Raw genomic sequence first — 24238 nt, 5'->3', positions numbered from 1 at the left:
TCTCTTTCGGCCGCTTCTCGGTCCAATCTGCAGAAGTTGATTGAAGAAGGTCTAGCCCAGATCGACGATCACTTTCGTTGTCGTAACTGAACGGTCGTGCCGCCGCGATGTGATCGCGGAGTAGCGCCCAAGAGGCAAACGCCAGACTCTCCTCAAGGATGCCTTCGAGGAGAAGAAGTACGTCGAGGCCTGTCCCTTGAATTCGTTCGTGTCTCCTGGGCCAGAGCCAAGCCAACTTTGCACTGTGGCCGCGAGCTTCTCGTGCTGGCGCCAGAAGGTTGCGTGACTATCGTCTGCGTCGTCCACTTCGAAGCCAAGCTTCCACGCTAACCGAGCAATGAGTTCATCGTCGCTCATCCCGTCGAGGTCCCCAAGCCCGACCACTTCGCTCGCCGCAATCGCACTACTGCTGCGCGTCAGAACCAACCGTGCGAGGGCCTCCTGCGGCGACCGCGTGCGGAGAAATTCATCCAGGCGAGTCTCGAGAGACACGCCGTCTACCGAGCGCAACTGCCAATCGAGTTCGTGGCGTTCATGCTCGTTGTCCGTGAGATAGAGCTTCTTGATCAGTTCCCGCTCGCGCAGTGTCGCAAGACCCTGATCGCCAGATACGAACCGGACGCCTCTCGTGCCGAGCTGTGGCTGTAGTCGATACGCGCCGGAGCGAAGATGTGCCGTTGAGACTGGTCGGCGGACTTCGCCCTCAGGCACGGTGATCTCTCCGGAGGTTACAAGCTCGTCGAGCTTCGCTGCGATTGACTGGTCACTCACCTGCAGTATTGACTCAAGCAACTCGGGGCGACCCCCATCGATGCTGGGGCGGCCCAACGAGGCGGCAAGCTTGGTGAGCTCCTCGTCGCTGAGCGCATCACCCAGCAACGTCACCATCGGCGAGATCCAGTGGTTCCCGAAGTGGCTTTCACTCAGCCGATTGAGCTCCATCGCGAGACCTGACCAGTCCGCTTCCGGTTCACCGTTCGACTCCAGGACGCGTACCAGCTTGTGCCGGTGCGCGTTGATTTCTGCCTTGTGGCTGGTGCTGAGCACGACGAAGTGGAGGTCCCTGCACACTGGATCGCTGCAATGGTACGCAGGAACCCGTTTGGAGAATCGGAGCGCTCGGGTGTGAGTGGACTCCGAGAGCCCGGCAGGGCCAATCACGAATCTGCCGTACTGGAAGACGCCCGTCGGTATGGCATTGAGGATCTTGATCGTCTCTTCGGACGTCAACGAGTCCTGCTCTTCCTCAAACTGGTCCGAGAACGCGTCGTACAGATGCCGCCAGTAGATGAAGGGGAACCGGATCAGCCCTTCCCGAATCTGACGCGAGATCGAAGAAACGAGACTACTGATATCGGTGGCCGCCACATCGATGAAGACCTCGTCATGGCCGATGGACAGCGCACACATGAGGTGTGCTTCCTTCGCGGGGACATCTTCCTTGCGGATGAGCTTGCTCTTGAGCCGATTTCCCGCTTCGGTAAGGACGATGGACTCGTTAAGATCGTCCGGAATGGAGTATTCGTCTCCGATGATGCAGTCCCGGAGGACCTCGACGAGATCCGACACGTCGAGGAAACGACCCCGCCATGAGGAATCCGTGTGCCGCTCAAGCAGCTGCTGCGCCGTAGCTCCAGTCACTGTGCTGTCCCCTCTGTCGATCGCGCACAGTAGCGCTTACTCGAACATCTGGAAACAGTATGTCGCGCCAGTCAGACATTCATGCGGACGGCAAGTGTGCAGCAGTCCCAAGGCGCCAGAAACGCGGTGAAGCGACACTGTGTATCACTTCACGAGAGCCCTTGTGGCGCTTGCGTATGGGCCGCGGGCGGTCACGGCGCTCGCGATCGCTTAGAGTGTGCTCATGCTTCATGCCTGTGATTGATCGGTAGCGGCGGCTTTCTGGTCGCGTCACCTCACCGATCCATATTCACCAGCACGCTCCGCGTGCTCTTCAGCATGAGGTTCTTCCATGCCATCCACTTCGGAGGCACGTTACTTCGACGTGCTCAAACTGCCCAGAGTCCCCGTCACGTTCGGGACTGCACTCATCGGACGGGCGGCATACGCCCTCGTCTTTCTCCCCCTGCTGTACGCCGTAACCGATGCGACAGGCTCCATTGCTCAAGCCGGTGCCGCGATCGCGCTCTATGGTGCCGGCGCGAGTTTCCTCGCACCGGTGCGAGCGTGGTTCATCGACCGATTCGGTGCCCGCAGGATCTTGACGATCCTGGTGGTCCTCTTCTCGACGGCGATCAGCGCGATCGCCGTCGCGGCTCTCTCTTCGGCAGGCGGGATCCTGCTGTTGGCACTGAGCGCCTTGGCGGGAGTGGTCGCGCCGCCGCTCGGGCCGACGATGAGAGTCGCCTGGTCATCGCTCGCCCGTGAAGGGGAGCTTCTCAAGCGCGCCATGAGCTTGGACGCGGTCGTCGAAGAGCTGCTCTACTTGGCCGGTCCGGCAGTGGCGGGGCTCGCGTTGACTGTCGCGAGCCCGGAAGTTGTGCTGTTCGGCCCTGCCGTGCTGGTTCTCGTCGGAGGGCTGCTCTTCGTCTCCACCTCAGCAGTGGGTGAGATGGGGACGCGCGCGAGAGCGGGCACGAGTGATCGGGGTCAGCGTCCGCTGATCCTGGAGAGACGCTTCCTCACGATCGTGATCCCGGTGCTGATCGCGGGTGGCTTGTCCGGTGCGGTGAGCGTCGCCGTGCCTGACATCCTCTCGGGTAACGGGGGCTCGACGGCAGCGGGTATCGCGCTGGGCTGCTTCGCCGGAGGAAGCGCGATAGGCGGCCTGATCTTCGGGCGCCTTCGTCTGTCAGCTAGTCCCTTCCGTCAGCTCGCTGTGCTCACGCTGTTGATGGCATCGGTGCTCATGGCGCTGACCTTCTTCTCCAGCGCGGTCGCTGTGGTGGTGATCCTGGCTGTCGCGGGTCTGTTCTTCTCACCGATCATGATCGTCGGATACATGACCGCCGGCACGATGGGTGGCGAGCGTCGGCAGAACTCGGCGACGACCTGGGTGAACACCAGCCACAACTTCGGCTCAGCGGCCGGAAGCGCACTCATCGGCGTCGGACTGCAGCTGGCTGGCGCTCCAACCGCAATCGTCTGGACCGCCGTAAGCGCCGCGCTGCTCCTTCTCGTCGCGGGAGCGCTGAACGCGGGGCGGGATAAGACCGTCGCCTAGCCAGCCGACCTGGCATGGAGCCGTCCGCGATCGCAGGGCGGCTCCATGCCCGATATCGGAGGTGAAGATCGCAGCGCTGAGGACCGGTCGCTCATGAGAGGCACTGAGAATGCCGCGATCGTCTGCTCTCAATGGTTTCGATCATCGGCCCCGCCTAACGGCCTTGATGGTCTTGGATATACCTGGAGTTCGCCCGGTCGCATCGCCTCGGCGTCGATCGCGCGGATGATCCGCTGGCCGGCGGTGTCGGTGGACGGCTCGGATGCCGGCGGCATCCGCCTTCGACCATGCGCGACGACCTGTACGCCGTGATGATCGAACTCACCGCGACCATCGCGCAGCAGACCGATGCGACCGACCCGGATGCCCGGATCGAGGCATGGCTGGAGCAGGGCGGCCCATCGGCCCGGCGTGTGCTCGACGAGGCGCTCGCCGCGGCTGTCGCGGAGGACGGCGACGGGTTGGCGACGCTGTCGGTGGCGGTGCGGAGGCTGCGGTCGCTGGTGCGGTGAGCAGGGCCGGCGTTACATTTCCGGGGCCGACACGCCAGATGTCGGACGGATGCCGCGAAAGCGTCCGACATCTGGCGTGTCGGCCCCCGATGTGTGCTGCGGCGAATCCGTGAACAGGTCTTGACACCGGCATCCGCTCGTCGTAACGTACAACCAAATGGTTGCACAAACAGAACTGAGTGAGACGGAGATCGACCGTGTGTTCCACGCACTGGCGACGTCGACCCGGCGCGACATCCTGCGCCGGACGATCGATCGCGAACAGTCCGTCTCCCAGCTGGCCCGCGACTACGACATGTCGTTCGCCGCGGTCCAGAAGCACGTCGCCGTCCTCGAAGAGGCACGGCTGGTCGTCAAGCGCGCCGAGGGACGCGAGCGGCTGGTCCGCGCGAACCCCGACATGATTGCCCGCGCCAAGGCACTGCTCGCGCGCTACGAGGAACTCTGGCGCTCGCGCATCGCCCGACTCGACGACCTGCTGGCCGGCCCTTCGACAAGCTCAGGGACCCACCCTTCGACAAGCTCAGGGCCCCATCCTTCGACGAGCTCAGGGACCCACCCTTCGACAAGCTCAGGGACCCACCCTTCGACAAGCTCAGGGACCCACCCTTCGACGAGCTCAGGGGCCCACAACGAAACCGCACGACCGGAACAAGGAGAATGACAATGCCTGTCATCGACATCACCAACGACCCCGAGGCTCTCACCCTCACCGTGACCGCCGAGTTCGCGGCATCCGTCGATCGCGTCTGGGACGCGTACTCGAACCCGCGCCAGCTCGAGCGCTTCTGGGGCCCTCCGGGCTGGCCGGCCACGTTCACGAGCTTCGACCACCGGCCTGGCGGCTTCGCGCAGTACCACATGACCAGCCCGCACGGAGAGAAGTCCTCGGGCCGCTGGGAGTTCCTCACCATCGAGGCTCCGCACCGCTTCGAGGCGCTGGACTCCTTCGTCGACGATGCCGGCGAACCGCTCGACGGCTTCCCCGCGATGCGCATGACCTACGACTTCACCGAGACCGACGGCGGCACGCGCATGGTCTGCGTCAGCCACTTCGACTCGGTCGAGGCGCTGCAGCAGGTCGTCGAGATGGGCGTCATCGAGGGCACCCGCCAGGCTATGGGCCAGCTCGACGCCGTGCTGCACGACCTGCGCGAGTACGCCCAGGGCAAGGGCACCCGCCTGGAATACCTGGACGACACCCACGTGCGCATCACCCGCCTGGTGAACGGCCCGCGCGAACTGGTCTGGCGAGCACACCTCGACCCCGAGCTCACCAAGCAGTGGATGACCGGACCCGACGGCTGGGTGATGACGGAGGCGACGCCGTCCGACACCGTCGGCCAGCACTACCGCACCTCGTGGGCGCCGGTCGGAGACACCGAGGGCGAGCCGTTCGGCTTCGAGGGCGACGTGCTGCTCATCGACGCCCCGCGCCGCGCGGTCACCACCGAGATGATGATCGGCACCGAGGGGCCGAGCACCCTGAACGACCTCAGCCTGTACGAGGAGGACGGCGCGACCCTCATCACGCTGCTCATCGAGTACCCCGACAAGGACACGCGCGACATGATCCTCGCGACGGGCATGATCGACGGCATGGAGGCGGGATACGACCGCCTCGAGCGGACGGTGCTCGTGCCGTAGCATCCGCCCTGTTCTGCTCCCGTGCCGGCGCGAACCGGCACGGGAGCAGAATGATGTCATGGCCCTTCCGCTCTCCGAACTGCAGATGCCCGACCCTCAGCGCGTGTACGCGACCGACGGGACGAGCCTCGCCACGTACACCTGGGGCGAGCTCGACGCGCCGGTCGTGGTCATGGTGCACGGGTTCGCGTCGAACACCCACGACAACTGGGTGCTCACCGGTCTGGAACGCCGCCTGGCGGCATCCGGTCTGCGCGTGATCGGCATCGACCAGCGCGGCCACGGCCGCAGCGAGAAGCCGCACGAGGCGAGCGCGTACAGCCTCGGCACTCTCGCGACCGACGTCGAGACGGTGCTCGACACCTATCTCGTCGACACCGCCTCGTACCTCGGCTACTCGCTCGGCGGACGCGTCGGATGGCAGGTCATGATCGACCTCGAGGATCGCATCGACCGGGCCGTGCTCGGCGGCGTACCGGACGGCACCGCTCTCGACCGCATCGTGCTGGAAGAGGTGCAGGCGCACCTCGACGCGGGCGCGCCGATCACCGATCCGGTCACGGCGTCGTACATCGAGCTGACCGAGCGCGTGCCGGGCAACGACCTGCCCGCCCTGCTCGCCCTCGCCCGCGGCATGCGCAACGACGCGATCATCGCGCACCCCGAGAACGCGCCGCAGGTGCCGGTGCTGTTCGTCACCGGCACCGAGGACACGATTCTGGAGGGATCTCGTCGCCTCGCCGAGGTGACCCCGGAGGGCCGTCTGGTCGAGGTCCCCGGGCGGCATCACTTCAACACCCCGGCATCCTGCGGGTTCCGTGACGCGGCGACCGAATTCCTCACGTCCGAGCGGGGCTGACGCACACGAGGCGGGCTCGCGCGGGACGCCTGCGGGCGCTTCGCGCGGATATGTGCCCGTGCTGCGGATGAACCGCGGGGTTCTGTCCGAGGTTGGCGCATTTCTCCGCGTCGGGTGCACGTGCGATGCGGCTCCCCGCAGTGCGCGTGCGAGTCCCGCCGGGCGAATCGGGACCAGGCATCCGCTGGTAGCGTCGGCTCGTGGGCATCATCGTCAAGTTCCTGCTGATCGCGCTTGTCGCGGTGCTGGTGATCGGCATGGTCATGCGGATGTTCCGGCGGCCCACCGCCCCGCAGAACACCGGCCCTCGACAGCAGCGGATGCCGCTGTTCGTGCCCCTGATCGGCTGGCTGCTGCTGATCACCGGGTTGGGCCTCGCGCTCGCCGGGTTCTCCGCCCGGCCGGGCACCGATCCGATGCCGATGCGGATCGGCGCGGTCGTGTCGCTGATCCTCGGCCTGCTGGTGCTGCTGATGCATCGCAACAGGTACGTGCAGCCGGACGCCGACGGGGTGCGCTTCCGCACGTTCCTCGGTCGCGAGAAGACGATCGCCTACCGCGATGTCACCGCATACCGCGTGACGGAGGCGGGATGGCGCTCACACCTGCGGTTGCGGGCGGCCGACGGCACCCGGATGCAGGTGAACCCGGCCGTGTACGACATGTCGCCCGTGCTCGCCGCGATCCGGTTCAAGGAGCGGACGGGGCGATGGCCCTCTCCCGGCGAACCGCGCTGACCCCGATTCATCCGTTCGGGTCGCGGCGCGATCCAGCCCCGTCCCAGCATGTCGTGACAACGTTGATGGCATGAGTGTCCACACCCCCGCGCATGCCCCGCAGCAGAGCAATGCGCTCGCGGGCACGGCGCTCGGTGTCGTGGGGGTCGCCGCGGGTATCGCCCCATGGATCGCCGCAGGCGGCATCCTTCCGGTGCAGAACCTGTGGCGCACCGAGGTGCAGAAGTTCCAGATGCCCTTCTCGCTGCTGCCGGTGAGCCAGTACTACGCGACGAGCATGTTCGTGCTCATCGTGATGGGTGGCGTCTTCGCGGGCCTTGCCCGCCACATCCTCGCCCGAACCTGGGCCGCCTGGCCGATCGCGCTCGGCGTGCTGATCGGACACGCGGTCGCCGTCACGCAGAGCTTCATCGCGGATGCCCGCGGACTGAACCTCGACGACACCCGCTCGTGGTGGTACCTCGGCGGTCTGCTGTTCGGAGCGATCGTCGCCGTCGGCTTCGCGCAGGTCGGCTACTGGCTGATCTCGCGTCCGTCGAGCGGGCCGGCGGCTCTGGGTATCGCGCTCGCCGCGGTGCCGTTCGCGGCGTGGATCGGCATGTGGGTGCAGCTGCTCTCGGGCCCGATGGGCATTCCGCAGGGCGTTCTCCTGGTGCTGCGCTGGCTGCCGGCGCTCGTCGTCGGTCTCGCGCTCGCCTGGTGCGGCGGCTGGCCGCCGGCGCGACTGATCGTCTGGGTCATCGGCCTGAGCGCGCTGTGGATCGTGCCGCCCGCGTTCACCGCGATCCAGTACGCACTCGGGTCGCGGGTGCTGGCCGGCGACCTCGGAGAGATGGCCGAGGCCGGCATGCAGGTGTTCCCCGCCGCGCTCGCGATCGGATGGATGCCCGTCGTCGTCGCGGCTGTGATCGGCGTCGTCGGAGCGGCGCTCTCGGCGATCATCCGGCGGCAGCGGGGTTAGTCGTCCTCGTCGTCGTCATCATCGCCGTTCGCGCTGATATCCACGGCTTCCGGCGCGGGCGCGGCGACCGGGAACACGACCGACGTGTACAGAGGACCGCCGCCGACGCCGAAGAGATCGGATGCCGTCGGCGGAACATCGAGCTGCTCTGCGGCGCTCTGCGGGTCGAGCGGCTCGGAGGGCAGTCCGGCCCACTCGTTCTGCTCCTCCTCGGGGCGCTGCTGGAAAAGACCCATGCGGCTATTCTCCCCCGCAGACGAGGCATCGGGCCGGGCATCGGGCGGCTCTTCCCGTGGCGCATCCCGCACCGCGTCGACGAGGTCGCGCCAGGCGCCGACGAGCGCGGACTCCGGCAGCTCGCGGCGCCGTTCGTCGTGCTGGGTGGTCGCCTGGATCGTCCATGTGAACCGGTCCGCCCCGAGCGGGGACTCGGGCTCGGGCTCGTCCCAGGGGCAGCTCTCGACGAGCTCGACCCAGCGCTGCTCCTCATCGGGGCGGGGATCGACCCGCCAGCGCCGGCGGATGCCGGCGATCCCGCCGGTGCGCATGACGAGCACCGCGATCACGCCGGAAGACGCGTCATCCGGTGGTTCGACTCGTGGCATCCTCGATCACTCCGACGGCGACCCATCCGTTGCGGACCGCCTCTTCCACGTTATCGCCGAGTTCGCGCGCCGCAACCAGTGTCGCGTCGGCGAACTGCGCGAACGTGGCCGTTGTGGGCAGCCCGCCGATGAGTGCGCGGTACCAGACCGTGCCGGCCTCTTCCCAGGCGTTGCCGCCGAGTGCGGTCGCGGCGAGGGCGAAGGCGCGATTGGGGATGCCGGAGTTGATGTGCACGCCGCCGTTGTCCTCATCGGTGGTGACGTAGTCGCGCATATGCGCGGGCTGCGGGTCTTTGCCGAGCTCGTCGTCGTCGTACGCGGTACCCGGATTCAGCATGTCGCGCAGCGCACGGCCCTGCACCGCATCGGTGAAAATGCCCTCGCCGACCAGCCAGGTCGCCTGGTCGGCGGTCTGCCCGAACAGGTGCTGCTCGGTGAGCACACCGAACACATCGGCGATCGACTCGTTCAGCACGCCCTGCTGGCCCTGGTACTCCAGGCCCGACGAGGACTGGATGACGCCGTGGCCCAGCTCGTGGCCGATCACCGAGACCGAACCGGTGAAGCCCTGGAACACCTCTCCGTCTCCGTCGCCGAACACCATGCGCGCACCGTCCCAGAACGCGTTGTCGTACTTCTGGCCGTAGTGCACGGTGGCGTTCAGCGGCGCACCGGCGCCGTCAAGCGAGTTGCGCTCGAACGCCTCGAGCAGCAGGTCGAACGTGGCGCCGAGCCCGTCGAACGCCTGATTCACCGCCACATCGTCCACGGGCGCATCATCCTCTCTGCGCACGACCGTGCCGGGGAGGGTCTCGGTGCCCTTCGCATCCGAGATCGTGCGATCCGGAGCCGCGGTCACCTCGGCGACCAGCGCACCGGACTCGTCGATCGAGAACTCCAGTCGCGATCGGAACGGCGGCCGTCCTGCGATCAGCGTCTGCCGCGCGGCATCCGCCGCCGTGGAGTACCGCTCGGACTGCGCCAGCCGGGCCAGCAGATATGCGGGCACGATGCCCTGGCGGATCGGGCCCTGATACGTCTTCGTCATCTTCATCGTCTTTTCCATCATCTTCGTCGTTGCCCCCGACGATACGCGCAGGGCCCGACATCGGCGGCGGCCCATCTCCAGTGTGCGCCCCGTCCGGCTGGTCGGCACGCGTCTCCGGGCACGGATGCACGACCGAGAAGCGGATGCACGGTCAGAACACGGAATCCACCGTGCAGATGTTCCCGGGTCGTGCAGGTGTCCCGGCCCGGCTCAGAGCCGGTCGACCGCCGTGACCGTGATCACGGCCTGGCCGGCCTCATCCGATTCGGCCAGGTCGACGGTGGCGGAGATGCCCCAGTCGTGGTCGCCCTCCGGGTCGTCCAGGATCTGGCGGATGCTCCACGACGACGCTCCCTCCTCGATCATCAGCAGCGCCGAGTTGCGGGCATCCGCCCCGGTGAGGATCTCGTCGTGCTCGGCGAAGTAGCCGTCCAGCGCGGCCTCCCAGCCGTCGAACGACGGGTCGAGCTCGGCGAGGGCGTCGAGGTCCTCGCGGGCGGCGAGCTGCACGCGGCGGAACAGCTCGTTGCGCACCAGGATGCGGAACGCGCGCACGTTGGTGGTGAGTCGCTTCGGCGCCGGAGGCACCACAGGGCCGTCCTCGTGGTCGACCGGATGCCCGGAGACGAGCTCCTCCCACTCGTCGAGCAGGCTCGAGTCGACCTGGCGCACCAGCTCGCCGAGCCACTCGATCAGGTCGCGCAGCTCTTCGCTCTTGAGGTGCTCGGGGATGGTCTGCGAGGCGGCGCGGTAGGCGTCGGAGAGGTACCGCAGCACGACGCCCTCAGAGCGGGCCACCTTGTAGAAGGCGACGTATTCCCCGAACGACATGGCTCGCTCGTACATGTCGCGCACGACGGATTTCGGATGCAGCGAGAAGTCGCGGATCCACGGCTGGGCGGCGCTGAACGTGTCGAACGCGGCCGACAGCAGCTCATCGAGCGGCTTCGGATACGTGATCTGCTCGAGCAGCTCCATGCGCTCGTCGTACTCGATGCCGTCCGCCTTCATCGCGGCGACCGCCTCGCCCCTGGCGATGAACTCCTGCTGGGAGAGGATCGCCCGCGGGTCGTCGAGGGTGGACTCGACGATCGAGATCATGTCCAGCGGGAACGTATGGGTCCCCGAGCCCGTCGAAGGGTCGGGATCGAGCAGCTCGAACGCCGCGAGGGCGAACGGCGACAGCGGCTGGTTGAGCGCGAAGTTCGGCTGCAGGTCGACAGTGAGGCGGATCGTGAACTTCCGGTCGTCGAGCGAGGCCGCCTGCGGCCGAGACGAAGCGCCTTCACCCGGATGCTGGGGCGTTTCGTCTCTGCGTTTCGTCTGCGCTCCTTCGTCGCTCCGCTCAACGACCACCTTCGTCGCTCGCTCAACGACCGGTAGTCGCTCCACGACCCCGGATTCCAGCAGCGTGCGGTAGATGCCGAGGGCCCGCAGGGCAAGCATCCGCTGGCGGGAGCGCGGCTCGTGGTTGTCGTATACCAGCGCGCGCATATTGGCGAAGACGTCGCCGCCGCGGCCGATCACGTTGAGCATCATCGCGCTCGTGATCTGCATGTGCGAGGTGAGCGTCTCGGGCTCGGCCTCGATCAGCTTGTTGAAGGACGGCTCGCCCCACGACACGAAGCCGTCCGGCGCCTTCTTGCGGATGATCTTGCGCTTCTTCTTCGGGTCGTCCCCCGCCTTGCGGATGGCGGCGATGTTCTCCGACTCGTGCTCGGGCGCCTGCGCGACCACGGTGCCGGCGGTGTCGAACCCGGCACGGCCCGCGCGCCCGGCGATCTGGTGGAACTCGCGGGCGTTCAGCTGGCGCATCCGGGTGCCGTCGAACTTCGTCAGCGCCGTGAGCAGCACCGTGCGGATCGGCACGTTGATGCCGACGCCCAGCGTGTCGGTGCCGCAGATGACCCGCAGCATCCCGCGCTGGGCGAGCTGCTCGACCAGGCGACGGTACTTCGGCAGCATCCCGGCGTGATGCACGCCGATGCCCATCCTCAGCAGCCGCGACAGAGTCTTGCCGAACGCCGTGGTGAACCGGAAGTCGCCGATCAGCGCCGCGATCTCGTCGCGCTGCTCGCGGCTGGCGACCTTCGCGCTCGCGAGCGCCTGCGCCCGCTCCATCGCCGCCGCCTGCGAGAAGTGCACGATGTAGATCGGGGAACGGTCGGTGTGCAGCAGGTCGTCGATGGTCTCGTGGATCGGCGTGACCTCGTAGAAGTAGTGCAGCGGCACGGGGCGCTCCACGCCGGTGACGACGGCCGTCTCGCGTCCGGTGCGACGGGTCAGGTCGGCGGCGAGCTCGGTGACGTCGCCGAGCGTCGCCGACATCAGCACGAACTGCGCCTGCGGCAGCGTGAGCAGTGGCACCTGCCAGGCCCAGCCGCGGTCGGGGTCGCCGTAGAAGTGGAACTCGTCCATCACGACCTGGCCGACGTCGGCGTCCGTACCCTCGCGCAGCGCGAGGTTGGCCAGGATCTCCGCCGTGCAGCACACGATCGGGGCATCCGCGTTCACGGCCGAGTCGCCGGTGACCATACCGACGTTCTCGGCGCCGAACACGTCGACCAGCGCGAAGAACTTCTCGCTGACCAGCGCCTTGATCGGAGCCGTGTAGTACGTGCGGCGGCCGTCGGCCATGGCTGCGAAGTGCGCGCCGACGGCGACGAGCGACTTGCCGGTGCCGGTCGGCGTGGACAGGATCAGGTTCTGTCCCGAGACGATCTCGATGACCGCCTCGTCCTGCGCCGGGTAGAGGCTGATGCCGGTGCCCTCGGCCCATTCCACGAAGGCCGTGTACACGGCATCCGCGTCGGAGCCGCGCACGGAGGAGGGATCGAGGGTCATCCGTCGATCCTTTCACGCCGGCCTGTTCGAGTAGCGTGGGCGGCGAGGGGGACGATGATGCGGATGAGGACGCGTGGCGCCGGTGCGGCGATGCTGACGGCGCTGGCCATCGCTCTGGCGGGCTGTACGGGTGCAGCGGCGCCCGAGCCGGCCGCGACAGTCGGCGCCGGGACATCGAGCGCGACTGTGGACAAGGGCGACACCGTGCTCGTCCACCTCGGCGAGTGGAGCTCCGGCGTGGGTGACGCATGGGTGCTGACCGAGGAGCCCGATCCGGCGGTGCTCGCGCAGAAAGAGCCCGAGCCCGTCTCAGGGGACGAGCACGACGGCGTCGGCGGCAGTCATGAGATGACGGACACGTACGAGGCCGTCGGCCCGGGTGAGGTCACGCTGAACTACGAGTACCGTTTCCGCGGCGAGGTCCCGGAGGACCCCGCCCGGCAGATGACGCAGACCTACCGCATCGTCGTGCGCTGACGCCGGCGCCGGATACCGCGCCGCTCAGGCGGCGTAGCCGAACTGCTTGCGGGTCATGGCGTCGAAGGCGCGGTCGGGCAGCACGGTGGCGAGGGCGACGGCGATGTTCGCGCCAGGACCGATCCGGTAGCGCGTCTTCGGGCGGGCGACAGTCGCCGCCTTCACGATCAGCTCGGCCACCGCATCCACGCTCGACATCTGCTTCGCCAGCGCCGGGCTGGAGAAGTACTTGCGCATCGCGGCGGCCATCGCGGCGTACGGGCCGCGGCCGGATGCCCGCTCCAAGCGATCCATCGCGGTGTCGTGCCAGTCGGTCGCGACGTAACTGGGCTGCACCAGGGTCACGTCGATGCCGAACTGGCCGACCTCGCCGCGCAGCGAGTCCGAGATCGCCTCTAGCGCGAACTTCGAGGCGTGGTACCAGCCGCCCAGGGGAGCGGCGAACTCGCCGGCGAGCGACGAGACGTTGACGATGCGGCCGCGCCCGGCCTCGCGCATACCGGGAAGCACGGCCTGGATCATGCCGACCGCTCCGACCACGTTCACCTCGAGCTGGGCGCGGGCGTCCGAGAGCGAGGTCTCCTCGACGCTGCCGAACTCGCCATAGCCGGCGCAGTTGATCAGCACGTCGATCGGCCCGGTCTCGGCGGTGGCCGTGGCCACGGCGTCGGTGATGGACACCTCGTCGGTGAGGTCGAGCGGCACGGGGACGACGCCGTCGATCTCGGCGATCGCGGCTGTGTTGCGTGCGGCGCCGAGGACGGTGTGCCCCTGCGCTGCGAGCATCGCGGCGACCCGGGCGCCGATGCCGGAGGATGCGCCGGTGATGAGGAAGTTCGTCATGATCTGCTCCTTGGATGCTTTAACTGTGAATGTCGTTCACTGATTAAGGACGTTACAGTGAATGTCATGCACAGTCAAGGGGATCGCGCGCTTCGTCAGCTCTGGGGGATCGATCCGCCCGCGGCCAAGGGGCCCAAGGCGCGGTGGAGCCTCGCACAGGTCGCCGAGGCGGCGGTCGAACTCGCCGACGAGGTCGGCCTCGACGCCATCTCGCTCGCCCGGGTGGCCGCGCGGCTCGACATGACCACCACGGCGCTCTATCGCTACGTCGACGCCAAGGCGACGCTCATCGACCTGATGGTCGACTCGGCGGTCGGCGATCCGCCCGCGATCGAGGGCGACGGATGGCAGAATCGCTGCCGCGCATGGACCGAACTGCTCGCGGATCGTTATGCGCAGCATCCGTGGCTCTCCGAGGTGCAGCCGACAGGCATGCCCACCCAGCCACGCGCCTACGCCTGGATCGACGCGCTCCTCAACGCGATCGCGGATGACGCGCCGGTCGACGCGTTGCGCCTTGCGATGCTGCTGGACAGCCTCATCCGCACCTATGCGACCCTCGAGCGCAGCACGAACGGCGCGGCTCCGCCGGCCTGGCTCGGAGAGGCGGTCGCCGAGCGGTTCCCCCGGCTGGCCGGCGCCGAGCAGCAGGACGTCACCGACGTGCGCGCCGAGCTGCGCTACGCCGTCGAGGCCGTGCTCCGCGGCGCCGCCTGACGGCGATGGATGCTCGCGGCGACTGATCCCCCGCTTGTTCCGGTCTCACTCGTTGCGGGTGCGGTGCCGAAGCACCCGCAACGGGTGAGACCGGAGCAGGGGCGTCGGCGCCGTGCGGCGACCTACGCCTCGCCGGCGAGCTCGCCGTGGATGCGGCGGAGATCCTCCATCAGCGAGCCGACCAGGATCCAGTGATCGGATGCCGGTGCGCGCACCACGAGCGGAGTCGTGAGCGCCGGGATGGCACTGGTCAGGTCGTCCGGCTCCGGCGCGGCGGCGGCATCCTGCACGGCGAGCCGCACGTCGTGACCGGCGCGGCGCAGCTGCTCGGCGATCGCGCGCACGGTCGGATCCGACGACAGCGAGTCCTCGTAGTGGTCGAAGTACGCGCGGGTCATGCCGATCACCTGCGTGACGATCGGCGACACGGTGTCGAGCAGCGCACGCACCTGGCGCAGATCATCGCGGTGCGAGGACCCGCGCGGGTTCAGCGCGAGCGACTCCTCCGCGGCCTTCACGGATGCCTCGGCGGCATCGTTCATCGGTCGCAGCAGGCGCACCTCGAGCATCAGCTCCTGCAGCTGCGCCGGGGTGCGCGTCTCGGGCAGCGCGGTGGCCAGCCGGTCGAGGCTGGCGGCGACCTCACCGCCCAGCAGCCCGACATCCCGTCGTGCCGGCCCGCTCAGCACGGGCGGCACGATGAACACGTTCACGACGAAGCCGACCGCAGCGCCGATCAGTGTCTCGAGGATGCGATCGATGGCGTAGTCGGGGTTCGACGAGCCGAGCGCCAGCACGAGAACGGCCGAGATCGCGACCTGGTTGCCCGTGCCGGGGGAGGCGCGCAGCGCCCAGGCGATCGCCAGTGCGACGACGACGGCGGCGAGCACCACCCAGCTCTGCGGGCCGAGCAGCAGGCTGAGCAGCACGGCGATCACGACGCCGGCGATCACGCCGACGCTGCGCTCCAGAGCCTTCGACAGCGACTGGTTCACGCTCGGCTGCACGACCAGCAGCGCCGCGATGGCCGCGAAGATCGGCAGCGGTCCCGGGATCAGCCAGCCCGCGAGCAGCCACGCCACGATCGTCGCGACAGCGGACTTGACCACCTGCAGCAGAGGAGCGCGGCGGGCGGTGCGGAGCGCGGCGGGGATGCGCATGCCGACCACGCTAGTCGCTCCGCGGCAGCTCCCGCCCTGGACGAGAAACCACCTCCCGAGCGGGACGTGGTCTCTCGCGGGCACCGGCAGCCCACGCGGCTCAGGCGGGGCCGAGGTCGCGCATCCTCTTGCCCGACTTCGGGTTCGCCGGCTTCACCTTGCGCCGCCGGCCGTTGACCACCGCCACGACGTTGCTCATGTTCGGCGCGCGATCGGCCACGACGTCGTAGGACACGACTCTGCAGTCTCGCCACTCGCAGCTCACCGAGTAGCCGCCGCGGGCCCGCAGACCGGTGAACGATCCGCGCTCGCCCCAGTCCGCGGGCAGCGCCGGCAGCAGGCGGATCGCGCCGTCGTGGCTCTGCAGCAGCATCTCGGCGATCGCTCCGGTGATGCCGAAGTTGCCGTCGAGCTGGAACGGCGGGTGGTTCGCCCACAGGTTCGGCAGCGTGTTGTACGTGAGCAGGCCGCGCACCATGATCCCGGCGCGCTCCGCGTCGCCGAGCCGGGCGAACAGACCCGCCCGCCACGGCCAGGTCCATGAGCGCCGGCTGTCGCCCGACACGGTGCCGGCGGTGAACGGCTCGCCCTCCTTCTCGCCGCAGCGCGCCTTCAGCGAGACGAGGGCGGCCGCGGCGAGATCCTCGTCGCCGGTCGTGATCTGCCGTCCGGGGTACACCGCGAACAGGTGCGAGGTGTGCCGGTGGATGTCGGCCGGGTCGTCGCGGTCGGTCTGCCACTCCTGCAGCTGACCCCAGCTGCCGATCCTGTTCGGTGCGAGCCGGGACTGCATGTCGGCGATCCTGGCCCGGTACTTCCTGTCGACGTCGAGGGCCTTCGCGCAGTCCAGGTAATTCTGGAACAGGTCCCAGATGATCTGCTGGTCGTACATCACGCCGTCCTCGCGGGGTCCGTGCTCGGGCGACCAGCCGTCCGGGGCCACGAGAGTTCCGTCGGGCAGCTCCTTCAGGCGGTCCTCCCAGAACTGGCAGATCTCCTTGATCAGCGGGTAGGCGTGGTCGCGCAGGTAGCGCTTGTCCTGCGTGAACGCCCAGTGCTCGTAGAGGTGCTGCGCGTACCAGGCGCTGGCGACAGTGTTCCACTCCCACGAGTTGCCGCCGAAGATGCTCTGCGACGTGCGTGCCGTCCAGCCGCGCACGTCGCCGAACGCATTGCGGGTGGCGATGCGGCTGGGCACGGCGACCTGCTCGATGAACGCCGTGAGCGCCTCGTGCGCCTCGGGCAGGTCGGTGGTCTCGGCGCCCCAGTAGTTCATCTGGATGTTGATGTTGGTGTGATAGTCGCTGGCCCAGGCCGGCTGGTTGCTGTTGTTCCACAGCCCCTGCAGGTTGGCCGGCAGCCCGCCGGGCTTCGACGAGCTGAGCAGCAGGTACCGTCCGTAGGCGTACATGGTCTGCTCGAGCGTCGGGTCGGACTCGCCCCCCGCATATCGGCTGAGACGCGTGCGGGTGGGCAGCGCGAGCACGTCGTCGGCGGTGCGTCCCCAATCGACCGCCGCTCGCTTCATCAATGTCGACACCTGTTTCACGTGCGCTGAGCGCAGCCGGTCGAACGAGCGGGAGGATGCCGCGGCCAGTGCTTTCTCGATCCGTGGCGCCGGCGCCGCTCCGCGCCACTCCTTCGACGCATCCATCAGGTAGTCGGTGCGCGCGTCCAGCAGCAGGGTGATCGACGTCGCGCCGGTCACGCGCAGCCCGTCGCCTGCGGCGGAGACCTTTCCGTCTGTGCGTGCGATCTGCAGGACGGCGGCGTAGCTCAGGGCGTTCGCCATCGTGCCCGAGAACGACAGTCTGCGCTTCCCGGCATCCGCGGCTGTGCCGGCCTCCTGCGCGGAGCTCATGCCGATGTCGGCGTTCAGCCCGCCCTTGCGGTCGGTCGAATAGCGCAGCACGATCACGTCGGAGTCGCGCGATGCGAACGCCTCGCGCAGCACGGTGCCCTCCTTCGTGGCGAAGTGCGTGCTGTACGTGCCGTCGGCGATGTCGAGCGCGCGACGGTAGTCGACGACGGCGGGTGCGCCCGCCGTCGTGAACGCTCCCGCCGTGAACGCGATCCCCGCGACACGGAACGCCGCGTGGCCGGTGAAGGTGATGCGGTACAGCGCGTAAGCCGTGGTGTTCGGGAATGTGAACGCACGGGTCTGTCCCCGTTCGGCGAAGGCCTCGCCGCTGCATTCGTGCAGCGGTGTCCAGGTGAGGCCGTCGTGCGATCCGGCGACGGTCCACGACCGCGGATCGTGTGCCGGGCCGTCGGATGCCGGCGGTGAGGGTGTATCCGGTGAAGGCGCGCTTCGTCGCGGACTCGATCTGCCAGATCGCGTCGGACCTGGTCCTGCCGACGCGCCACACCGTGCCGGCATCGCCGTCGACGCTGCCGAGCAGCGAGTCGGCGTGGCCGCTCGGCGACGAGACGTACCAGGCGTCCCCGCCGGAGAGCGCGACCCCGGCCAGGCCGATCTCTGACAGCTGGAAGTGGCTCACTCCCGCCTTCGGCACGAACACGAACCGGTAGAACCGGTACGAGCCGGGCTGCGCCACGGCGTAGCTCTTCGTCTGGAACCGGCTCTCGAAGGGGTCGCCGGCGCGGCTGTCCAGCGTGGTCCAGGACGAGCCGTCGGCCGAGCCCTGGAAGCTCCACTCCTGGGGGTCTCGGGCGGGGACGTCGTTCGCGCTGGTCAGGGTGTACGAGGCGACCTCGGCCGGGTTCGCCAGCTCGGCCTGCCAGATCACCTGCGCGGGCGGCCCGTCGATGCACCACTTCGTCCGCGAGTCGCCGTCGTAGCTCTTGTCCACACCCTCGGAGCCCGAGGTCTTGTACGGGCCGCCGGGTGAGGTGACGGCGGTGCGACCGCCGAATGACACGGTCACGGTGCCGAAGTCGCGGTACGAGCCGAAGCCGGTCACCGAGGTGTCGTACGCGCCGTCCGGCTGTCCTGCCAGCGCGTTGTCGTAGTCGTTCAGCCCGCCCCACATGCTCTGCTCGTTGAACTGCACGACATCGGCGGCGGGGTCGCCGAACAGCTTCGCGCCGAGTCGCGCGTTGCCGATGGGAAGCGCCTGGGTCTCCCAGTCGGCTGCCGGCGTGCCGTACCAGAGGGCGTACCGGGACAGCCGAGGACGCGGCAGTGACCCTGCTGCGGATGCCGCGGCATGCGGCGCGGTCATCGCCGCGGATGCCGGTCGTGCGGCGAGGAACGTGGGTGCCAGAGCGGCCGCGGCGGCGAAGCCGCCGATCTGGAGCGCCTGGCGACGGGAGAGCCGGGTGTCGAGCATGGATGCCTCCGGAGCGTCATCGGTGGGGAGTGGGAGCGTGCCCCGTGAGAGGCACTGCTCGGCATTCTTACGCATCGATTCATCCGATGTCTAGACTGAGTGTTAGCGCCCGACATGATCTTCGTGCGATGAGATGTCATCTTTCGACACGGTTTGCGGGGTATGCATCTCCCACTCTTGTTTCCGCAAACATCTTCTGCGATCATCGTGACCTGACGCCGATTCGAAGGAGAACCAGGGTGAAGACGACGCAACGACGATGGGCGGGGGTGGGCCTGACCTGTGCGGTCGTCGCGGCGGGCCTCTCGGCCTTCAGCACGGCTCCCGCGTGGGCGGCCGACCACGCAGACCCGGTGCTTCGCACCGGTTCGCTCGAGGTGCAGGCCTCCAGCGCGTTCCCGCAGGTGATCGCTTACACCGACCGGCGCAGCGGTGCGGTCATGCAGGGCAACGACGTGCCCCTCACCGCGATCGAGATCAACGGTGAGAGCGTGCCGGTCCGGGTCACCTCGCACAAGACCTCGAGCTCGGCGGTCGACTACCGGATCGTGCCGGAGGGGCTCGACGGCGTCGAGCTGCGGGTGCGCCTGAGCGCGAAGAAGAACGTCGTGACGCTCGCCTTCACCAAGATCGTCGACCCGGGCAAGAAGGTCGCGACCCTGCGCTTCCCCGGCCAGAACCTGGTGACGGTCTCGTCGGCCGACTCCGGCTCGGCGGTCTCCGCCGCGAACCTGTCGGTCGACCGGGCGAAGTCGGGCGACACGTTCATCCCGCTGACCGCGCAGACCCCGGTCGACGCCGCACCGGTGTCGTCGAACACGGTCATCGCGAACACCGGCAGCCTCGCCGCAGCGTTCACCACCAACGTGATGTACGACGCCTCGAGCGGCCCCGCGAACAAGGACTCCGGCAACTTCTGGCGTCAGGCCGTCAAGGACGGCGAGAACGTCGAGATCGGCATCTCGAGCGGGCAGTGGCTGTACCGGGCCGCCGACGCTCCGAAACCCGAGGAGCTGCCCTGGGTCAAGGTCGCCATCACCCCCGACGCCAACGACGACGGCGCGGTCGACTGGCAGGACGGCGCGATCGCCCTGCGCGACCTTCGCGTCGGTCCGTACAAGGGTGAGCAGACCCCCGACAACGTCATCACGCACATCCCGTTCAACTTCGCCTCGCAGGCCACGCATCCCTTCCTGCGCACGCTCGACGACGTCAAGCGCATCGCGCTGAACACCGACGGCCTCGGCCAGGTGGCGATGCTGAAGGGCTACACCAGCGAGGGCCACGACTCGGCGAACACCGACTACGGCGACAACTTCAACGAGCGCGCCGGCGGGCTGGACGAGCTCAACGACGCGCTGAAGGCGGGCAAGAAGTGGAACGCCTCGTTCGGCGTGCACATCAACGCCACCGAGATCTACCCCGAGGCCAACTCGTTCAGCGACGACATCATGAACCCGAAGTCGCCCGGGTGGAACTGGCTCGACCAGTCGTACTACATCGACCAGCGCTTCGACACGAACTCCGGCCGGCTCGACAAGCGCATCGGCGAACTGGCCGATGCCACGAACGACAACCTCGACTTCGTCTACGTCGACGTCTACTACCAGTACGGATGGCTGGCGAAGAAGATCCAGGAGTCGCTGATCGACCACGGCTTCCGCGTGGGCTCGGAGTGGGCCGACAAGCTGCCGGCGAACAACACCTGGTCGCACTGGGCCAACGACGAGAACTACGGCGGTTCGTCGAACAAGGGCGTCAACTCGCAGATCCTGCGCTTCGTGAACAACACCGAGGCGGATGTCTGGAACCCCGACCCGCGCCTGGGCACCAGTCACATCGTCGAGTTCGAGGGGTGGACCGGGCAGAACGATTTCAACGGCTTCCTGAAGAATGTGTGGGAGGCGAACGTTCCCGCCAAGTTCCTGCAGCACCACGAGATCACCCGCTGGACCGACGAGGCGATCGATCTCGAGGACGGCGTGCGGGTCACGGGCACGGATGCCGCGAGCCGGTCGATCACCGTCGACGGCGCCGAGGTGCTGCACGGCACCAGCTACCTGCTGCCCTGGGCGTCCAAGGACAACGGTCGGGTGGACAAGCTCTACCACTACAACCCCGCGGGCGGGAAGACCACCTGGACTCTCACCGACGACTTCCGCAAGAACCGCACCATGCAGCTGTTCTCGCTCGGCGACGGTGGCCGCACCAAGGTCGCCGACGTGCCCGTGGTGAACGGCACCGTCACGATCGACGCGAAGGCCGGGCAGCCGTACGTGCTGGTCGAGGGAAAGAAGACGAATGCCGGCAGCGCGCTGCCGCGCAGCGCCGACTTCGGCCAGGACACCCCGGTGAGTGACCCCGGGTTCAACGAGACCACTCTCTCGTCGTGGCATCCGCGCGGTGACGTGGCGATCGAGCGCGACGGCCTCGGCCGTCGCTCGGCGAAGATCGGTGCCGGCAAGGCCTCGATCTCGCAGCAGCTCGACAAGCTCAAGCCGGGTGAGTACACCGCGAGCGCCTGGGTGGGAATCGACAAGGACAAGACCCGCCCCGTGACACTCGGCGTGGACGTGCCGAAGGGGAACGACGCCAAGGTCTCGATCGACTCGTCGAACGCGGTCAACTACGTGGCGGCCGACGAATGGCACGGCACCACTCTGCAGCGGCTGAAGGTGCACTTCACGGTGCCGAAGCGCGGCAACGGCAAGGTGACGCTGTCGTTCGCCGCGGGCGACGGCGATGCCGCTGTGCGGATCGACGACGTGCGCATCATCCGCTCCGCCGCTCCGGAACTCCGCGGTGACGTGATCGCCAGCGAGGACTTCGAGGACGTGGACGCCGGCTGGGGTCCCTTCTTCAAGGGCAACGCCGGCGGCAGCACCGATCCGCGCACCCACATCGCGAAGCGCAACGACTACACGCAGCAGGGCTGGAACGGCCGCAAGATCGACAACGTCCTGAACGGCGAGTGGTCGCTCATGGCGCACCAGGAGAACTCGGGCCTGGTGTACCGCACCAGCGAGTACTCCGTGCCGTTCCAGGCCGGACACCGCTACCGCGTCTCGTTCGACCACCAGTCGACCGAGGCCGGCCAGTACGCGTGGGTCACCGGCTACGACTCCGCGACCGGTCCGCGCGTCACCCAGCGCACGCCGTTCGGCACCGTGCACGAGACCACGCGGTTCGAGCAGATCGTCGACGCGAGCGCCTGCGGCGACACCTTCGTCGGGCTGGAGCGGATCGCCGGCGGCGACGCCGACCTCATCCTGGACGACTTCCTCGTCGAGGACCTGGGGGCTTCCGACGCCGTTCCCGCCTGCGCGCAGCTGAGCGGCAAGCTCGGCGGCGACGTGATCCAGCAGGGCACCCCGAGCACGTACACGACCACGTTCACCTCCGACGAGTCGGCGGCGATCTCGGATGTGACGGTGAAGCTCGCCGTTCCGGAGGGCTGGACGGCCGAGGCCGTGACACCGGCCACCGCCGCGAGCATCGCGCCGAAGGGCACGCTGGTCACCCAGTGGCGCATCACCGCACCAGCATCCGCCGACGGCTCGTACGATGTCGCCGCGACCGCGACGTACACGACGACCGCCGACCCGGTGGGCACCAGGAGCGTGCAGAACACCACCCAGGTGAAGACGCTGCCGAAGCCTCCGACCGGCACCGTCTACGCGAGCGACCACGACTGGGTCAGCACGACGAACGGCTGGGGTCCAGTGGAGCGCGACCTCTCCAACGGTGAACAGGGCGCCGGTGACGGCACCCCGCTCACCCTGAACGGGGTGGTGTTCGAGAAGGGGCTGGGTGCTCACGCGCCGAGCACCGTGAAGTACTTCCTCGGCGGCCAGTGCACGACGTTCACCGCGAAGGTCGGCGTCGACGACGCCCAGCCCACCCGCGGATCGGTCGAGTTCTCGGTGAAGGTCGACGGCACCACCGTCGTCACCTCGCCGCTGATGAAGCCCACCAGCGAGACCTTCGACCTGACCGCCGACGTCACCGGCGGGCAGTACGTCGAGCTGGTCGTCGGAGAGGGCGGCGACGGCAACGGCAACGACCACGCCGACTGGGCCGACGCGAAGTTCACCTGCGCATCATGACGGTGGCCCGACACGCCAGGTGATCCTGAGGAGCGGATGCCGCACATGCGGCATCCGCTCCTTCATGTTCCGGGCCTTCCCTCCCTGCTCCGGTCCCAACGGTTGCGGGTGTGCTCCTCACGGCACCCGCAACGAGTGAGACCGGAGCTTCAGGAAGGCCGGCGCCCCTCCTGCTCCGGTCCCAACGGTTGCGGGTCAGGCGCGCGGCGGTGCGGCGGAGGAGCGGATCACGAGCTCGGGATGCAGGTCATCGGCCGCCTCGGCGTCGCGGCCCTCGATGTGCACGATCAGGCGCTGCGCGGCGGCGCGGCCCATGCCCTCGAACGGCTGCCGCACGGTCGTCAGCGCGGGCGAGGCGAACGCGGCCAGCGCGATGTCGTCGACGCTCACCACCGAGACGTCCTCCGGCACTCGGCGTCCGGCCTCGTGCAGGGCGCGGATCAGTCCGAACGCCATCTCGTCGCTCGAGACGAACACCGCCGTGGCATCCGGGATCGCGGCGATCGTGCGGCCGGCGCGATAACCCGACTCGGGAGTCCAGTCGCCGGGGATCACCGGCGGCGGGGTGATGCCGCGCTCGGTGAGCACCTGCTCCCACGCCTCGCGGCGCTGCCGCGACTCGATCCAGTACTCATCCGCCGGCACGTGCCAGACCGTGCGGTGCCCGAGGTCGAGCAGATGCTCGACGGCCAGACGGGCGATCGCGTGCTGGTCGACGACGAGCGGGGCGTCCATGTCGAGCGAGGCGTGCTCGGTGCGCGTCGACGGCGTGCGATCGGTGCGCATGCGCATCGCCGGGGAGTCGAGCTCGACGGGCAGGCCGAGCACGATGCCCTCCGCGCCCTGCCGTTCCAGCCGGTCGAACGCATCGATGAAGGCCGCCGTCGACGCGTGGTCGGGCACGGCGGCCATGGTGACCGTGTAGCCGTTCGCGGCGGCCGCCTGCTCCACGCCGGCGGCGAGAGCGGCCGAGGAGTACCGGTCCGTGGAGACGATGATCATGCCGAGGATGCGGGTGCGGCCGGAGGCCAGCGACGCGGCGGCGGCATGGATCCGATAGCCCAGGGACTCGACGGCGGCGTGCACGCGGCGAGCCGTCTCGGGCCGCACGTTCTGCTGGCCGGAGAGCACGCGCGACACGGTCTGCGCGCTGACGCCGGCGACGCGGGCGACGTCGAGCTGATTCGGGGCGCGGTCCACGCTCGGGCGACGGGGTGACATGGAGCCATGGTAACGGTCCATCCC

At 68.3% G+C, this 24238-nt stretch carries 18 protein-coding genes and 2 pseudogenes; 11 read left to right on the top strand and 9 right to left on the bottom strand.

Annotation, left to right across the window (positions count from 1 at the left end):
• Positions 1–51 precede the first annotated feature (51 nt).
• Entirely contained in the window at positions 52–1569 is a 1518-nt protein-coding gene (locus L2X99_RS13085; protein WP_236135223.1) for a hypothetical protein, read from the bottom strand.
• 403 nt (positions 1570–1972) lie between these two features.
• Between L2X99_RS13085 and L2X99_RS13080 the strand changes: the two genes are divergently transcribed.
• From L2X99_RS13080 to L2X99_RS13050, 7 genes and pseudogenes are all read left to right on the top strand, one after another.
• Positions 1973–3184 (top strand): MFS transporter, encoded by a 1212-nt coding sequence (locus L2X99_RS13080; protein WP_236126352.1) that lies wholly within the window; start codon positions 1973–1975, stop codon positions 3182–3184.
• A gap of 287 nt (positions 3185–3471) precedes the next feature.
• Positions 3472–3696, top strand: a complete 225-nt coding sequence (locus L2X99_RS13075) for a hypothetical protein (RefSeq protein ID WP_236126353.1) — start codon at positions 3472–3474, stop codon at positions 3694–3696.
• A gap of 157 nt (positions 3697–3853) precedes the next feature.
• Positions 3854–4186 (top strand): annotated as a pseudogene (locus L2X99_RS13070) (ArsR/SmtB family transcription factor); the annotation flags it as partial.
• A 176-nt stretch (positions 4187–4362) separates the two neighbouring features.
• Complete coding sequence (locus tag L2X99_RS13065) at positions 4363–5343, top strand: SRPBCC family protein (RefSeq protein ID WP_236126354.1); 981 nt, start codon at positions 4363–4365, stop codon at positions 5341–5343.
• Positions 5344–5401: 58 nt separating this feature from the next.
• On the top strand, positions 5402–6202 hold the full coding sequence (locus L2X99_RS13060; RefSeq protein WP_236135222.1) for an alpha/beta fold hydrolase: 801 nt from the start codon (positions 5402–5404) through the stop codon (positions 6200–6202).
• 200 nt (positions 6203–6402) lie between these two features.
• On the top strand, positions 6403–6939 hold the full coding sequence (locus L2X99_RS13055) for a hypothetical protein (protein ID WP_236126356.1): 537 nt from the start codon (positions 6403–6405) through the stop codon (positions 6937–6939).
• A gap of 70 nt (positions 6940–7009) precedes the next feature.
• Positions 7010–7900, top strand: a complete 891-nt coding sequence (locus L2X99_RS13050) for a hypothetical protein (protein ID WP_236126357.1) — start codon at positions 7010–7012, stop codon at positions 7898–7900.
• Here L2X99_RS13050 and L2X99_RS13045 read toward each other — a convergent pair.
• From L2X99_RS13045 to L2X99_RS13035, 3 genes are all read right to left on the bottom strand, one after another.
• Complete coding sequence (locus tag L2X99_RS13045) at positions 7897–8505, bottom strand: protealysin inhibitor emfourin (RefSeq protein WP_236126358.1); 609 nt, start codon at positions 8503–8505, stop codon at positions 7897–7899. The genes L2X99_RS13050 and L2X99_RS13045 overlap by 4 nt on opposite strands.
• Complete coding sequence (locus L2X99_RS13040; RefSeq protein WP_236126359.1) at positions 8480–9553, bottom strand: M4 family metallopeptidase; 1074 nt, start codon at positions 9551–9553, stop codon at positions 8480–8482. Before L2X99_RS13040 ends, L2X99_RS13045 begins: the two co-directional genes overlap by 26 nt.
• Before the next feature lie 210 nt (positions 9554–9763).
• Positions 9764–12397: a DEAD/DEAH box helicase gene (locus L2X99_RS13035; RefSeq protein WP_236126360.1), complete on the bottom strand. Its 2634-nt coding sequence runs from the start codon at positions 12395–12397 to the stop codon at positions 9764–9766.
• A gap of 63 nt (positions 12398–12460) precedes the next feature.
• Here L2X99_RS13035 and L2X99_RS13030 point away from each other — a divergent pair, with 63 nt between their 5' ends.
• On the top strand, positions 12461–12874 hold the full coding sequence (locus tag L2X99_RS13030) for a protease inhibitor I42 family protein (protein WP_236126361.1): 414 nt from the start codon (positions 12461–12463) through the stop codon (positions 12872–12874).
• Between the two features lie 24 nt (positions 12875–12898).
• On the opposite strand, the gene L2X99_RS13025 is transcribed toward L2X99_RS13030, so the two are convergent.
• Positions 12899–13717, bottom strand: a complete 819-nt coding sequence (locus L2X99_RS13025; protein ID WP_236126362.1) for an oxidoreductase — start codon at positions 13715–13717, stop codon at positions 12899–12901.
• 66 nt (positions 13718–13783) lie between these two features.
• On the opposite strand from L2X99_RS13025, the gene L2X99_RS13020 reads away from it, so the two are divergent.
• Positions 13784–14434 (top strand): TetR/AcrR family transcriptional regulator, encoded by a 651-nt coding sequence (locus L2X99_RS13020; RefSeq protein WP_236126363.1) that lies wholly within the window; start codon positions 13784–13786, stop codon positions 14432–14434.
• A gap of 122 nt (positions 14435–14556) precedes the next feature.
• Here the strand turns inward: L2X99_RS13020 and L2X99_RS13015 are convergent, their stop codons facing one another.
• Positions 14557–15594: an FUSC family protein gene (locus L2X99_RS13015; RefSeq protein WP_236126364.1), complete on the bottom strand. Its 1038-nt coding sequence runs from the start codon at positions 15592–15594 to the stop codon at positions 14557–14559.
• A 100-nt stretch (positions 15595–15694) separates the two neighbouring features.
• Positions 15695–17974, bottom strand: coding sequence for a glycosyl hydrolase family 95 catalytic domain-containing protein (locus tag L2X99_RS13010; RefSeq protein ID WP_236135221.1), 2280 nt, complete (start codon positions 17972–17974; stop codon positions 15695–15697).
• Here L2X99_RS13010 and L2X99_RS13005 point away from each other — a divergent pair.
• Complete coding sequence (locus L2X99_RS13005) at positions 17965–18126, top strand: hypothetical protein (RefSeq protein ID WP_236135220.1); 162 nt, start codon at positions 17965–17967, stop codon at positions 18124–18126. The genes L2X99_RS13010 and L2X99_RS13005 overlap by 10 nt on opposite strands.
• Positions 18127–18254: 128 nt before the next feature.
• Here L2X99_RS13005 and L2X99_RS18665 read toward each other — a convergent pair.
• Positions 18255–18779, bottom strand: a pseudogene (locus tag L2X99_RS18665) (glycoside hydrolase N-terminal domain-containing protein); the annotation flags it as partial.
• 347 nt (positions 18780–19126) lie between these two features.
• On the opposite strand from L2X99_RS18665, the gene L2X99_RS12995 reads away from it, so the two are divergent.
• The gene (locus tag L2X99_RS12995; RefSeq protein ID WP_236135218.1) at positions 19127–22993 is read left to right on the top strand and encodes an endo-alpha-N-acetylgalactosaminidase family protein; all 3867 of its coding nucleotides are present in this window, start codon (positions 19127–19129) and stop codon (positions 22991–22993) included.
• 195 nt (positions 22994–23188) lie between these two features.
• Here the strand turns inward: L2X99_RS12995 and L2X99_RS12990 are convergent, their stop codons facing one another.
• A complete protein-coding gene (locus L2X99_RS12990) occupies positions 23189–24214 on the bottom strand; it encodes a LacI family DNA-binding transcriptional regulator (protein ID WP_236126368.1) in 1026 nt (341 codons plus the stop codon).
• Positions 24215–24238 lie beyond the last annotated feature (24 nt).

It is taken from the genome of Microbacterium sp. KUDC0406, assembly GCF_021582875.1.
GTDB lineage: Bacteria > Actinomycetota > Actinomycetes > Actinomycetales > Microbacteriaceae > Microbacterium.
The sequence above is the reverse complement of the archived record's forward strand: the minus strand, read 5'-3'. Positions and strand labels throughout refer to the sequence as shown.